We start from the raw sequence: 14,016 nt of genomic DNA, 5'->3' as shown, positions 1-14,016 counted from the left end.
ATCGTCAACTCGCCGAACTAATGACGTTCGTCGATCGCAATCCGCAGTGGTCTGGAACAATGGAGCGATGGAGAGTGCCCCGACCGTCGACGCCGCCTCGCCCGCGGCCCTGCTGCGCCTGCTGATGGACGGCAGGCCGCGCACGCGTGCGGACATCGTGGCCGAGACCGGCCTGGCCCGCTCGACCGTCCGCGCCCGCCTGGACCTGCTGATGGCCGCCGGCCTGGTCAGCGACATCGGCGACGACGTGTCCACCGGCGGCAGGCCCGCCAGCCGGTTCGCCTTCCACGCCGGCGCGCGGCAGGTGCTGGCCGCCGACGTGGGCGCCACCCACGCCACGGTCGCCGTCGCCGACCTCGGGTGCCGGCTGCTGGCGGTGGAGCAGATCGAGCTGGACATCGCCGACGGCCCGACGGTCATCCTGCCGCTGCTGGTCAAGGCGTGGCGGGAGCTGCTGCCCGAGGGCGGCGCGCCGGTCGCGGGCGTGGGCATCGGCCTGCCCGGCCCGGTCGAGCACTCCACCGGCCGGCCCAACAACCCGCCGATAATGCCGGGCTGGGACGGCTTCGACGTGCCGGGCCTGGTCGCCGCCGAACTGGGCGTGCCGGTGCTGGTGGACAACGAAGTGAACTTGATGGCCCTGGGCGAGCACACCACGGCGTTCCCCGAGGCCGAGCACATGATCGTGGTCAAGGTCGCCACCGGCATCGGGTCGGGTCTGATCAGCAACGGCGTGCTGCACCGGGGCGCGGTCGGCGCGGCGGGCGACCTCGGGCACATCCAGGCACCGCACGGCGGGGACGTGCTGTGCCGGTGCGGCAACACCGGCTGCCTGGAGGCCGTGGCCAGCGGCCCGGCGATGGCGGCCAGGCTGCGCGAGCAGGGCGTGGACGCGACGACGACGGCCGACGTGGTGCGGCTGGTGCGCGCGGGCAGCCTGGAGGCCGGGCAGGTGGTCCGGCAGGCCGGGCGGGACATCGGCGAGGTGCTGGCGGCCTGCGTGAGCATGTTCAACCCGTCGCTGGTCGTGGTGGGCGGGCTGGTCGCCCAGGCGGGGGAGATGCTGCTGGCCGGGGTGCGCGAGTCGGTCTACCGCCGTTCCCTCCCGCTCGCCACGGAGAACCTGCGGATCGTGGCGTCCAAGGCCGGGCCGGAGGCGGGTGTGCTCGGCGCGGCGGCGATGGTGGCCAAGCACGCGCTGTCGCCCGAGGTGCTGGACGTCCAACTGGCGAGCTGAGCTGGTGGTGCCCACCTGCGCCGGGGTAGTGCCAACCTCGCTTTTGGCGAGAAGTAGACATAAGTAGGTACTGGGAGCGCTCCTTTTGTATTGACCAGGCCATATGACCTGGCTTACGTTCACCCACATGTGGGACATCGGCGTCAACACGTGGGTATGGACCTCCCCGCTGACCGACGAGCGGCTCGCCGAGCTGGCCCCGTGGGTGCGGGAGCAGGGCTTCGACGTCATCGAGCTGCCCGTGGAGCAGCCCGGCGACTGGGACCCGCACCGCGCGGCGGACCTGCTGGCGGAGCTGGGCCTGAAGGCGACCGTCTGCCTGGTGATGCCGCCGGGCCGCGAGCTGGTCGACGCCGACACCGTCGCCGAGACGCAGGACTACCTGCGGCACGTGGTGGACGTGGCCGCGGTCGTCGGCAGTCCCGTGGCGGCCGGGCCGGCGTACAGCTCGGTCGGCCGGACCTGGCGCATCGACGACCGCGCCAAGCTCTACGCGCAGCTGCGCGAGAACCTGGCACCCGTGGTCGAATACGCGGCCTCCACCAACGTCAAGATCGCCGTCGAGCCGCTCAACCGCTACGAGACCAGCCTGGTCAACACCGTCGAGCAGGCCCTGGAAGCGCTCGCCGGCCTGCCCGACGAAGGCTGCGGCCTGGCGCTGGACGTCTACCACCTCAACATCGAGGAAACCTCCCCGGTCACGGCGATCCTCGCCGCCGGCGCGCGCACCGCCCACGTCCAGGTCTGCGCCAACGACCGCGGCACGCCCGGCCGTGACCACCACGACTGGCCCGGCATCCTGCGCGCCCTCGCCGAGACCGGCTACCGCGGCCCGCTGTGCATCGAGTCCTTCACCCCGGACAACGCCTCCATCGCCACCGCCGCCTCCATCTGGCGGCCGCTGGCCGAGTCGCCGAACGCCCTCGCCGCCGACGGCCTGGCTTTCCTGCGCGGCGCCACCGCCGCCTTCACCCGCTGACCACTCTCCACAACCGCCGAAACAACCGCCCCGAAGGAGTGGCAATGCACCGCACACTCAGGCGACTACTCACAGTAGTTGCACCTCTGCTCATAGTAGCGGGGGTGCTCACGCCGACCGCGTCCGCCCACCCGGAGGGCTTCCACGTCCTGCTGTTCAGCAAGACCGCCGCCGGCGCGTACCGCCACGACTCGATCCCGGCGGGCATCGCGATGTTCGAGCAACTGGCGTCCGAACGCCAGTGGGAGTTGACCAAGAGCGAGGACTCGACGGTCTTCAACGACGCCACGCTGGCCACGTTCGACGTCATCGTGATGCTCCAGACGTCGGGCATGGTCTGGGACACCGACGCGCAGCGCGCCGCCATGCAGACCTACGTGCGCAACGGCGGCGGTGTGGTCGCGATCCACAACGCCACGGACATGAACATCGAGGCGCAGTTCCCGTGGTGGGACCAGTTCCTGGGCATGACCATGACCGCGCACTCGGCGATCCTGCAGGGCACGGCGAAGGTGGCGGACAAGAAGCACCCGTCCGGCGTCGGTCTGCCGGACCGCTGGGTGCGCACGGAGGAGTGGTACAACTTCAACCGCTCCGCGCGCGGTGACGTTCACGTGCTGGTGACCGCCGACGAGACCACGTACGACGCGGGCGGCTCCAAGATGGGCTACGACCACCCGATCTCGTGGTGCCGCAACTACGAGGGCGGCCGGTTGTGGGCGACCGCGATGGGCCACCAGTCCTCCAGCTACTCCGAGCCGCTGTTCAAGTCCCACATCGCCGGTGGCGTGGAGACGGCGGGTGCCAAGGTCGCCGCCGACTGCGGACCCACGGTGTGGAGCAGCTTCGAGAAGGTCGCGCTGGACGAGACGACGATCGCGCCCGGCGCGGTGGACGTGGCCCCGGACGGGCGCGCGTTCTTCACCGAGTACGGCGGCAAGCTGAAGATCTACAAGCCGGACACCCGCACCACGGTGACCGCCGCGACCCTGAACGTCTACGGCAGCGGCCAGAACTCCGAGGACGGCCTGACGGGTCTGGCGCTGGACCCGAACTTCGCCACCAACCGGTACGTCTACCTGGCGTACTCGCCGGGCACGACGACCGAGCAGATCGGGCGGATCTCGCGGTTCACCATGAACGGCGACACCCTCGACACGGCCAGTGAGAAGGTCCTGCTGACCTACCCGATGTGGCGGGAGAACGAGCCCGGCCACACCGGCGGCTACCTGGCGTTCGGTCCGGGCGGCAACCTCTACGTCGGCGTCGGCGACGACACGAACCCGTTCGCCTCGGACGGCTACGCGCCGATCGACGAGCGCGCCGGCCGCAAGTGGTGGGACGCCCAGGGCACCGCGGCCAACACCAACGACCTGCGGGGCAAGATCCTGCGCATCCACCCGGAGTCGGACGGGACCTACACCATCCCTTCGGGCAACATGTTCGCCCCCGGTACGGCCAAGACCCGGCCGGAGATCTACGCGATGGGCTTCCGCAACCCGTTCCGCTTCAGCGTGCACCCGACCACGGGCGCGATCTACGTGGCCGACTACGGCCCGGACGCCGGCGCGGACAACGCCAACCGCGGGCCGGGTGGCCTGGTGGAGTGGAACATCGTGAAGTCGCCGGGCAACTACGGCTGGCCGTACTGCATCGGCAACAACACGCCGTTCAACGACTACGACTTCGCCACGGGCACCTCGGGCGCGAAGTTCAACTGCTCGGCACCCACCAACAACTCGCCCAACAACACCGGCCTGACCACGCTGCCGGCCGCGCGGGCGGCGGACGTCTGGTACGGCAACAGCGCGGCCGAGGGCTTCAAGTTCCCGGAGCTGGGCAACGGCGGCGAGGCCCCGATGGCGTTCCCGATCTACCAGTACAACGCCAACAACCCGTCGCAGACGAAGTTCCCGGCCTACTACGACGGCGTGCCGTTCATGGGCGAGTGGGCCCGCAACCGGATCTGGGAGTTCCGGCCGGACTCGAGCGGGAACCTGCTGAAGATCAACGACTTCCTGTCGAACCAGTCGTTCTCCTCGCCGATGGACATGAAGTTCGGCCCGGACGGCTCGATGTACCTGCTGACCTGGGGATCGGGCTGGGACGACAACGTCCACCTGCCCGGGGCCGGGTTGTGGCGCATCGACTACAACGCGGGCGAACGCAGCCCGATCGCCCAGGCCTCGGCGAACCCGTCGTCGGGCGGGACGCCGTTGACGGTGGCGTTCTCCAGCGCGGGTTCCCGTGACCCGGAGGGCGGCGCGCTGACCTACAAGTGGACCTTCGGCGACGGCGGCACCTCCACCGCCGCCAACCCCTCGCACACCTACAACACGCGCGGCACGTTCAACGTGCAGCTGACCGTGACCGACCCGACCGGCAAGACCGGAACGGCCAACCTCACGGTGACCTCCGGCAACACCGCGCCCACGGTGAAGTTCAACGGCCCGGCGGACGGCGGCATGTTCGAGTGGGGCGACAACCTGCCCTACTCGCTGACCGTCACCGACCCGGAGGACGGCACGATCGACTGCGCCCGCGTGGTGACGCAAGGCAACATCGGCCACGACTCGCACAAGCACCCGCTGGGCAACCCGATCAACGGCTGTTCCGGGAGCGTGTCGGCGGTCGCGGACACCGAGCACCAGAACGGCAACGCGCACATCATCATCTCGTCGGAGTACGCCGACAACGGTGCGACCGGCTTGCCTTCGCTCAAGGGCGGCGCGAACGTCGTGTTGCAGCCCAAGCACAAGCAGGCGGAGTACTTCAACGGGTCTTCCGGTGTGCGGGTGGTGTCCCAGTCCGGTGCCGAGTCGGGCGCGCGGATCGGTGACATCTCCAACAACGACTGGATCTCGTTCAAGCCCGTGAGCTTCACGGGGATCGACCAGGTGTCGTTCAAGGTCTCGTCGCCGTCCGGCGGCGGCTCGATCGAGCTGCGCGCCGGGTCGCCGACCGGGACCCTGATCGCGTCGGCACCGGTGACGTCGACCGGTGGCTGGGACAACTACGTGTCGCTGCCTGCTGTCCCCGTCACGCGGCCGGCTGGGACCGTGGAGTTGTTCGTGGTCTTCAAGACCTCGACCGGCAACAACTTCGACCTCGACTCGATCACTTACATCGGGCCGGGCATCGGCGGCGGCGGTGCGGTGGCCAAGCAGATCGTCGGCGCGCAGAGCAACAAGTGCGTCGACGTGAACAACGGCGCCACGGCCGATGGCACCAAGGTGCAGCTGTGGACGTGTGGCAGCGGCAACAACCAGAAGTGGACGCAGGTCGGGTCCACGTTCCAGTCGTTGAGCAAGTGCCTGGACGTGAACGAGGGCAGCCAGGCGGACGGAGCCCTGGTGCAGTTGTGGACGTGCAACGGGACGCCGGCGCAGAACTGGTCCGTGCAGTCGGACGGGTCGCTGCGCAACGGCACCAAGTGCCTGGACGCCTACGGCGGCGCGACGGCCGACGGGACGCAGCTGATCATCTGGACGTGCCACGGCGGCCCGAACCAGAAGTGGACGCTGAGGTAGCGGCCACGGCGTGAAGACAGCCCCGGTGCTCAGTGCGAGCACCGGGGCCCTTCAGCGTGCTCAGCAGGTGCGGCGGACGATCAGGTGGGCCAAGGCGGTCAGTTCGGCGGCGGCGCGTGGCGTGGGATCGGTCGCAGCCAAGTGGTCAAGTGCTTCGGCCAGCAAGCGCGAGGCCTCCGACTCGCTCCACTCCCGGCCGCCCGCCTGCTCGACCAACGCAGCCAGCCGCACGGGGTCGGCGTCGTCGCTTCGGTAGAGCGAAGCCAACTCGGCCCCGGCGGGAGTCCCGGAGGTCAGCGCCGCGACCACGGGCAGGGACTTCTTGCGGCGCAACAAGTCTCCGTGCGCGGGCTTGCCGGTGGTGGACGGGTCGCCCCAGATGCCCAGCAGGTCGTCCACGTGCTGGTAGGCCACGCCCAGCGACTCGCCGAAGGCCCGCAGGTGTCCCACGACCTCCGGGGACGCCCCGCCGAACACCCCGCCCAGCGCGCAAGCCGCCGCGAGCAGGGGAGCGGTCTTGTGCTCGACCATGGCGACGCATTCGGCGAGGTCCACGTCGTCGCGGGTCTCGAAGGACAGGTCCGCCTGCTCGCCGTCCACCAGCGCCAGCACGGCGGCCGACAGGTCGTCGGCCGTGGCCGGGAACACGGACCTCGCCAGGACGCCGGAAGCCAGGGCCAGCAACGCGTCACCGGTCAGGATGGCCGCCGCCGTGCCGAACACGGACCACGCGGTGGGGCGGTGGCGGCGGGTGGTGTCCTGGTCCAGGACGTCGTCGTGCAGCAGGGAGAAGTTGTGCGCCAACTCGACCGCCACGGCGGCGGGGAGCGCCGACCGGGCCGGGGCGCCGCAGGACTGTGCCGCGAGCAACGCCAGGGCAGGGCGGACGGACTTGCCCGACGACGCCCGCGCCGGGCGGCCGTGGCGGTCCCACCAGCCCAGGTGGTAGCCGGCGATGTGGCGGACGGAGGCCGGAAGCCCCTGCACCGCGAGCAGCAGCGGTGGCCGCACCAGGTCGCGGCTCCACGCGAGGACGGCCTGCGCGGTGCGCGTGCCGGTGACAGGTGTGGCCATCGCAGCCTCCGGCTGGGAAGGATCAGGGGAGTTGGCTGTCCACCACGACCGGGGACAGGGCGTGCTGCACCACCATGACCGCCGCGCCGAGCACGCCCGCGTCCTCGCCCGCCTGCGACGGCACGATCCGCAGGTTCCCGGTCGCCAGCGGCAGGGATCGGCGGTAGATCGACTCGCGCACGCCGGCCAGCAGCATCTCGCCGGCCGCCGCCAGGGCCCCGCCGATGACGATCAGCGACGGGTTGAACATGCTCACGCAGCCCGCCAGCACGTCCCCGATGTCGCGCCCGGCCTGCCTCACGGCGTGGCTGGCCTCCAGGTTGCCCGACCGCACCAGCGCGACCACGTCGGCGTTGCTGTGCGCCTCGATCCCCTTGGCGCGCAACGCCGCCGCGATCGCCGGCCCGCCCGCGACGGCCTCCAGGCAGCCGGTGTTGCCGCAGTGGCAAGGCGTGTCGCCGCCGTGCGGCGCGAGCACGTGCCCCAGGTCGCCCGCCGCGCCGACCGCGCCCCGGTGCAGCACGCCGTTGCTGATGAACCCGGACCCGATGCCGGTGGCGACCTTGACCACGATCATGTGGTCGGCGTCGGGGAACGACCGGGCGTGCTCGCCCAGCGCCATCAGGTTGACCTCGTTGTCCACCAGCACGGGCACGCCGAACTCGGCGAAGACGCGCTCGGGCACGTCGACGCCGTCCCAGCCGGGCATGATCGGCGGGTGGTTGGGCCGACCCGACGAGTGCTCCACCGGTCCCGGCAACCCGATCCCCACCCCGGCCAGCGGCACGGCCGGCACGTCCGCCAGCAGTTCCCGCCAGGTCTCGACCAGGCAGGTGATCACGGCGTCCGGCCCGTCGGCGATCGCGATGCGCAACGGCCGCCGCGCGAGCACCGCGCCGTTGAGGTCGGTGACGGCGACGGTCGCGTGGGTCGCGCCCAGGTCGGCCGCGAGCACCGCGCGGGAGCGGGCGTTGAACGCGAACCGGCCCGCCGGCCGCCCGCCGGTGGACACCCCGCCCGGCCGGTCGCTGACCAGACCGAGGTCCAGCAGGGCGTCCAGGCGGGCGCGGACGGTCGAGCGGGCCAGCCCGGTCTGGGCGGTCAGCTCGGCGCGGGTGCGGGGTGTTCCGTCGAGGAGCAGACCGAGGAGTTGCCCCGGCGAGCCCGCCGCCGACGTCGTGAAGTGCTCGTACACCCGGCTAAGTGAACCACAACAACGGAAGTCTCCGGCAAAGTTGCCCTAAGCGACGCAACTTTGTCGGTTTGCGCAAGACTTTTGGTTGACAGTCGCCAATACCCATCCTAGGGTTCGCCGCATGACTGTGACCCACGGAACACTGGCGGCCGGCGACGGCCACGTCGGTGCCCGCACGCTGCGGACGGCCGTGGTCGGCGCCGGGTTCATGGGCCGGGTGCACGCCGAGTCGGCGCGCCGCGCGGGCGGTCGGGTGGTCGCCGTGACGGCGAGCAGCCCGGTCGGCGCGGACGCCGCCGCCGCGGCCGTGGGCGCCGACCGGGGCTACCCCGACCTGGCGGCGCTGCTGTCCGACGCGCAGGTCGACGTGCTGCACGTGTGCGCCCCCAACAGCGCCCACGCCGGCATCGCCGAGGCCGCGCTGGCCGCCGGTGTCCACGTGATCTGCGAGAAGCCCCTGGCCACCTCCGTCGCCGACGCCACCGCGCTGGTGACCGCCTCCCGCGGTCGGATCGCCACCGTCCCGTTCGTCTACCGGTTCCACCCGATGGTGCGCGAGATGCGGGCGCGCCTCAAGACCGGCGAGGCGGGCATCGTCTCGTCCGTCAGCGGCAGCTACCTCCAGGACTGGCTGGCCGGGGAGTCCGACCACGACTGGCGGGTGGACCCGGCGCTGGGCGGGCCGTCGCGGGCGTTCGCCGACATCGGCTCGCACTGGTGCGACCTGGTGGAGTTCGCCACCGGCGACCGCATCGCCCGGCTGTCGGCGCAGACCGTCGTGGTCCACGAGCGCAGCGGCACCGCCACCGAGGACATCGCGACCGTCCAGTTCACCACCGCGCGGGGCGTGGTCGGCATCCTCGTCGTCTCCCAGGTCGCGGCCGGCCGCAAGAACCGGCTGCACCTGGAGGTCTCCGGCACCGAGGCCAGCTTCGGCTTCGACCAGGAGGACCCGGAGCGGCTGTGGGTCGGCCGCCGCGCGGGCAGCACCGTGCTGATGCGCGACCCGGGCACGCTCTCGCCCGGCGCGGCCCGCTACGCCCGCCTGCCCGCCGGGCACGCGCAGGGCTACCAGGACTGCTTCGACGCCTTCGTCGCCGACACCTACCGGGCCGTGCTGGGCGAGGAGCCCGCCGACGGCCTGCCCACCTTCGCCGACGGCCTGCGCGCGGTGCGGATCACCGACGCCGTCCTGCGGTCCGCGGCGGCCGGCGGGGCGTGGACGGAGGTGCCGGCGTGAGTGACGTCCCGGTTCGGCTGGAGGGCATCACCAAGAGCTTCCTCGGCGTGCAGGTGCTGCGCGGGGTCGACCTCGAACTGCGCGCGGGCGAAGTGCACGCCTTGATGGGGGAGAACGGCGCGGGCAAGTCCACCTTGCTGAAGGTGCTGGCAGGGGTGCACAGAGCCGACACGGGCCGGATCTTGTTGAACGGCGAGGAGGTCACCTTCTCCGCGCCGCGTGACGCGCAGGCCGCCGGGATCGCGATCATCCACCAGGAGCTCAACCTCCTGCCGCACCGCACGGTCGCCGAGAACGTCTTCCTGGGCCGCGAACCCGTCAAGCGCGGACAGGTCGACCGGCGCGCGATGGAGGCCGAGACGCGGCGGCTGCTGGAGTGGCTGGGCGAGGACGGCATCGCGGCCGACGCCGAGGTGGTCCGCCTCTCCGTGGCGCAGCGGCAGGTCGTGGAGATCGTCAAGGCGCTGTCCACCGACGCCAAGGTGCTCGCGATGGACGAGCCGACCGCCGCCCTGGCCGACCACGAGGTCGAGTTGCTCTACGACCTGGTGAAGCGGCTGCGTGAGCGCGGCATGGCCATCCTTTATGTGTCGCACCGGATGCGTGAGGTGTTCGACCTCAGCCAGCGCATCACCGTGCTGAAGGACGGCGCGTTCGTGACGTGCGTCGAGACCGAGCACATCACCTCCGACCAACTCGTCCGCCACATGGTGGGCCGCTCCCTGGACGCCCTCTACCCGGACCGCGAGTCCGAGCCTGGCGAAGTCCGGCTGGCGCTCAAGAACGCCGGCAACGACCGGGTGCGCGGCGTCAGCCTGGAGGTGCGGGCCGGCGAGATCGTGGGCCTGGCCGGACTCCAAGGCTCGGGACGCTCGGCGATCGCCCGTGCGGTGTGGGGCGTGCAGCCGTTCACCACCGGGACCCTCGAACTGGACGGCAAGCCGGTCCGCATCACCACCCCGCGCACGGCCGTGCGCAAGGGCATCGGGTACGTCACCGAGGACCGCAAGGGCGAAGGCCTGGCACTGCGGCAATCCGTACGGGACAACGCGTTGCTCGTCCGGCGGGCGGCCCTGCGCGGCAAGCCCGCGCGCAAGCACACCGACCTGGCCGAACTGCTCAAGTCGGTCAACGTCGTCTCGCGCGGCCAGCACCAGGAGGTGCGCTACCTCTCGGGCGGCAACCAGCAGAAGGTCGTGCTGGGCAAGTGGCTCGCGGTCCGGCCGCGCGTGCTGGTGGTGGACGAGCCGACCCGGGGCATCGACGTGGGCGCCAAGCAGGCGGTGTACCGGCTGCTGCGCGACCTGGCCGCGGACGGCATGGCGATCCTGATGATCTCCTCGGAGCTGCCCGAGCTGATCGGCATGAGCGACCGGATCCTCGTCATGCACGAGGGCGCGGTGGCGGGCGAGTTGCCCGCGGGGGCGTCGGAGGAAGCGGTCATGGGGCTGGCCACCGGTCACGGGATCGGAGAAGTGGCGTGAGCGTCGTGGAACAGAAGGTCCCGGTCGCGCGGCGCGCGGTCCCGCAGGCGCGGAAGTTCGCGTTCACCCCCACGGTGACCGTGTACCTGGCGCTGGTCGCCCTGCTGGTCGTGGGCAGCGTCCTGGTGGCGGTGGACGGCGGGGTGCTGCTCGACCAGGGCGGCATCCTCAACATCCTGACCCGGAGCACGGTCCTCGGGCTGGTCGCGGTCGGGCAGACGATGGTGATCGTCACCGGGTCGCTGGACCTGTCGGTGGCCTACCTGATCGGGCTGTGTTCCCTGGTCGCGGCGGAGACCATGTCCGGCCAGGGCTCGATGGTGTTGCCCGGCGTGGTGCTCGCGCTCGCGGTGGCGGCGGCGGTCGGCCTGGTGAACGGGCTGGTCATCACCGTGTTGAAGGCCAACGCGTTCATCGCCACGCTCGGCGTCGCGCTGATCCTGCGCGGCTGGCTGGAGCAGAACTACACCGGTCCGGCGGGCAGCGTGCCGCGCTCGTTCCAGCACCTGGGGTACGACCGGGTCGGCCCGGTGCCGGTGGCGGCGCTGCTGATGCTGCTCATCGCGGCGGGCGCGTGGTGGTACATGCGGCGCACGCGGCCCGGCTACCACATGTACGCGGTGGGCGGTGACATCGAGGTGGCGCGGCTGTCCGGTGTCCGCACCTCCCGCACGATCGTCATCGCCCACGTCCTGTGTGCGCTGATGGCCGGTCTGGCGGGCGTCTTCCTGGCTTCCCGTTTGGGTTCCGGCGCTCCTTATGTCGGCACGGACGCGGGCTACGACCTGGAGTCGATCGCCGCCGTCGTGCTGGGCGGCGCGGCGCTGGCCGGCGGGCGCGGCGGCGTCGTGGGCACCCTGGGCGGCGTCCTCATCCTGGCCACGCTGGACACGATCTTCGACGACCTCGCGGTGGACCCGTTCTTCAAGGACGTGGTGCGCGGTGTCGTGCTCATCGTCGCGGTGGCGCTGTACGCGCGCCGCAAGCTGACCTCCGGGAGGACGTCGTGACCTGGAAGCCCCGTCTCGCCGACGGGACCGCGCCGGTCCTCGTGGTCCTGGTGGTCCTGCTGGTGGCGCTGGCGTTCGCCGGTCCCGCCTACAGCGAGCCCGCCGGGTACCTGGCGCTGCTCAAGCGCGCGGCCCCGCTGGTGATCCTCGCGATCGGGCAGTACTTCGTGGTGGTGTCGGGCGGGTTCGACCTGTCGGTGGGCTCGCTGGTCACCGCCGAGGTGGTCATCGCGGCCCGGCTGATCTCCGGCGACGACGGCAACACGTGGTGGGTCATCGCGGTGCTGCTCGGGTTCGGCGTGCTGGTCGGCCTGGTCAACGGCCTGATCACGACGAAGCTGCTGGTGCCGTCGTTCATCGTGACGCTGGGGATGCTGCTGGTGCTCGACGGCGCGGTGTTCCTGTGGACCGGTGGCGCGCCGCGCGGCGCGTTGTCCCCGTCGTTCCGGGTGTTCGGGCGCGGCGCGGTGGACGTGCCGGTGCTGGGCGCGGTGCCGTGGTCGGTGCTGATCCTGCTCGCCGTGCTGGTCGGCGCGGTGCTGTTCATGCGCGGCGGCACCGGCCGGACGCTGATCGCGGTGGGCGACAACGAGAACGCCGTCCGCCTCGCGGGCGGCCGGGTGCACCGGCTGCGGCTGCTCGCGTTCGTGCTCTCGGGTGTCCTCGCGGCGCTGGCCGCGATCCTGCTCGCCGGGTTCGCCGGCGTGTCCGCGCAGGTCGGACAGGGCCTGGAGTTCCGGGCCATCACCGCCGTGGTCCTCGGCGGCGTGCTCCTCGGGGGAGGGCGCGGCTCGGTCGTCGCCGCGGCGGCCGGAGCGTTGTCGCTGGAAGCACTGTTCTCCCTGTTGAACCTGGTCGGCGTCTCCGGCGCGCTGGAGTCGGCCGTCCAGGGCGTGATCATCATCGCGGCGGTCGCCTACGCCGCCCACGGAGCCGGTCTGCGGCGCGCCTTCAAGCGCCGGGCCGCGCCCGCTCTCCCCTAAGACTCCGCCAAAGAAGCCGAGGAGTAGCACGATGAACAGGAAGTGGACCGTCGCCCTCACGAGCGCCGCCGTCACGGCGCTCGCGTTGGCCGGGTGTTCGAGCGACCTGCCGGACACCGGCAGCGGCGGCACGAGCACGACGTCCGGCGCGAAGGACGCGAAGAAGTCGGAGTTCTTCGACCAGGCCGAGTACGAGCGGCAGCTGAAGTTCCGCTCCGCCAAGGGCGTGGACCTGGACGGCGAGAACGCGCAGTTCAAGCCGTGGCAGCAGGCGCTGGACCCCAAGCTGGTGGACACGGCGAAGTTCGCCAAGCCCGGCGGCGGCTACCACCTGTGCTTCTCCAACGCCTCGGTGGACAACCCGTGGCGGCAGGTCGGCTTCAAGACCATGCAGGAGGAGGTGAAGCTGCACCCGGAGATCACCAAGTTCTCCGTGCTGGACGCCGAGGCCAAGGACGACAAGCAGATCAGCGACATCCAGTCGTTCGCCTCGCAGGGGTGCAGCGCCCTGATCGTCTCCCCGAACACGACGGCGACGCTCACGCCGGCCGTGGAAGCGGCGTGCAAGACCGGGGTGCCGGTGATCGTGTTCGACCGCGGTGTGAAGACCAACTGCCCGGTCACCTTCATCCACCCGATCGGCGGCTTCGCCTTCGGCGCGGACGGCGCGGAGTTCCTGAAGGAGAAGGTGCCCTCGGGCGGCAAGGTGCTGGCCCTGCGCATCCTGCCCGGCGTGGACGTGCTGGAGCAGCGGTGGGCGGCGGCCAACGAGATCTTCGCCGGCAGCGGCCTGAAGATCGTGGGCGTGGAGTTCACCGACGGTGACGCGGCCAAGACCAAGTCCATCGTCAACGACTACATCCAGCGCGAGGGCAAGATCGACGGCGTCTGGATGGACGCGGGCGCGACCGCCGTGGCCGCCGTCGAGGCCTTCCAGGACGCCGGGTCGGCGCTGCCCGCGATCGTGGGCGAGGACCAGCAGGACTTCCTGCGCATGTGGGCCAAGGAGAAGCTGACCGCCGTCGCCCCGACCTACCCGACCTACCAGTGGCGCACCCCGGTCATCGCCGCCCTGCGCATCCTCAACGGCAAGCAGGTGCCGCAGGAGTGGGTGCTGCCGCAGCCGAAGGTCACCCAGGACACGCTGCAGAACTACATCAAGGAGGACATGCCGCCGCTGCACTACGCGATGTGCGGCTGCGACCAGATGCCGGGTTACCCCGCGCCCTGGAAGTAAGTCCAGCCACCGCGGGCGGGTCGGCGCGACCCCGGCCCGTCCGCGGT

10 protein-coding genes are annotated in these 14,016 nt (G+C 71.3%); 8 read left to right on the top strand and 2 right to left on the bottom strand.

What is annotated here, in order from left to right:
* The first annotated feature begins 67 nt into the window (after positions 1 to 67).
* The 3 genes from DFJ66_RS05610 (at position 68) to DFJ66_RS05600 (ending at position 5,746) form a co-directional block, all read left to right on the top strand.
* On the top strand, positions 68 to 1,237 hold the full coding sequence (locus tag DFJ66_RS05610; RefSeq protein ID WP_121218594.1) for an ROK family transcriptional regulator: 1,170 nt from the start codon (positions 68 to 70) through the stop codon (positions 1,235 to 1,237).
* A 127-nt stretch (positions 1,238 to 1,364) separates the two neighbouring features.
* Positions 1,365 to 2,216, top strand: coding sequence for a sugar phosphate isomerase/epimerase family protein (locus tag DFJ66_RS05605; protein ID WP_121218592.1), 852 nt, complete (start codon positions 1,365 to 1,367; stop codon positions 2,214 to 2,216).
* A 104-nt stretch (positions 2,217 to 2,320) separates the two neighbouring features.
* Positions 2,321 to 5,746, top strand: a complete 3,426-nt coding sequence (locus DFJ66_RS05600; protein ID WP_246029588.1) for a ThuA domain-containing protein — start codon at positions 2,321 to 2,323, stop codon at positions 5,744 to 5,746.
* 60 nt (positions 5,747 to 5,806) lie between these two features.
* Here the strand turns inward: DFJ66_RS05600 and DFJ66_RS05595 are convergent, their stop codons facing one another.
* The gene (locus tag DFJ66_RS05595; protein ID WP_121218588.1) at positions 5,807 to 6,820 is read right to left on the bottom strand and encodes a polyprenyl synthetase family protein; all 1,014 of its coding nucleotides are present in this window, start codon (positions 6,818 to 6,820) and stop codon (positions 5,807 to 5,809) included.
* Positions 6,821 to 6,842: 22 nt separating this feature from the next.
* A complete protein-coding gene (locus DFJ66_RS05590; protein WP_121218587.1) occupies positions 6,843 to 8,015 on the bottom strand; it encodes an ROK family transcriptional regulator in 1,173 nt (390 codons plus the stop codon).
* A gap of 121 nt (positions 8,016 to 8,136) precedes the next feature.
* Between DFJ66_RS05590 and DFJ66_RS05585 the strand changes: the two genes are divergently transcribed.
* The 5 genes from DFJ66_RS05585 to DFJ66_RS05565 all read left to right on the top strand — a co-directional run bounded on the left by DFJ66_RS05585 (position 8,137) and on the right by DFJ66_RS05565 (position 13,969).
* A complete protein-coding gene (locus DFJ66_RS05585; RefSeq protein ID WP_121218585.1) occupies positions 8,137 to 9,255 on the top strand; it encodes a Gfo/Idh/MocA family protein in 1,119 nt (372 codons plus the stop codon).
* Complete coding sequence (locus tag DFJ66_RS05580; protein WP_246029587.1) at positions 9,252 to 10,739, top strand: sugar ABC transporter ATP-binding protein; 1,488 nt, start codon at positions 9,252 to 9,254, stop codon at positions 10,737 to 10,739. The genes DFJ66_RS05585 and DFJ66_RS05580 overlap by 4 nt, the downstream gene beginning before the upstream one ends.
* A 74-nt stretch (positions 10,740 to 10,813) precedes the next feature.
* On the top strand, positions 10,814 to 11,749 hold the full coding sequence (locus DFJ66_RS05575) for an ABC transporter permease (protein ID WP_246030171.1): 936 nt from the start codon (positions 10,814 to 10,816) through the stop codon (positions 11,747 to 11,749).
* Entirely contained in the window at positions 11,746 to 12,732 is a 987-nt protein-coding gene (locus DFJ66_RS05570) for an ABC transporter permease (RefSeq protein ID WP_121218579.1), read from the top strand. The genes DFJ66_RS05575 and DFJ66_RS05570 overlap by 4 nt, the downstream gene beginning before the upstream one ends.
* Before the next feature lie 31 nt (positions 12,733 to 12,763).
* Positions 12,764 to 13,969: a substrate-binding domain-containing protein gene (locus DFJ66_RS05565; protein ID WP_121218577.1), complete on the top strand. Its 1,206-nt coding sequence runs from the start codon at positions 12,764 to 12,766 to the stop codon at positions 13,967 to 13,969.
* The last annotated feature ends 47 nt before the right edge of the window (positions 13,970 to 14,016 follow it).

Source organism: Saccharothrix variisporea (assembly GCF_003634995.1).
In the GTDB taxonomy this organism is placed as follows: domain Bacteria; phylum Actinomycetota; class Actinomycetes; order Mycobacteriales; family Pseudonocardiaceae; genus Actinosynnema; species Actinosynnema variisporeum.
This window is presented reverse-complemented; position numbering and strand designations above follow the sequence as displayed.

Bases quoted from the DNA above. Each gene is read 5' to 3' on its own strand.
- DFJ66_RS05585 (WP_121218585.1), top strand. From the start codon at position 8,137: ATGACTGTGACCCACGGAACACTGGCGGCCGGCGACGGCCACGTCGGT.
- DFJ66_RS05565 (WP_121218577.1), top strand. From the start codon at position 12,764: ATGAACAGGAAGTGGACCGTCGCCCTCACGAGCGCCGCCGTCACGGCG.
- DFJ66_RS05610 (WP_121218594.1), top strand. From the start codon at position 68: ATGGAGAGTGCCCCGACCGTCGACGCCGCCTCGCCCGCGGCCCTGCTG.
- DFJ66_RS05605 (WP_121218592.1), top strand. From the start codon at position 1,365: ATGTGGGACATCGGCGTCAACACGTGGGTATGGACCTCCCCGCTGACC.
- DFJ66_RS05595 (WP_121218588.1), bottom strand. From the start codon at position 6,820: ATGGCCACACCTGTCACCGGCACGCGCACCGCGCAGGCCGTCCTCGCG.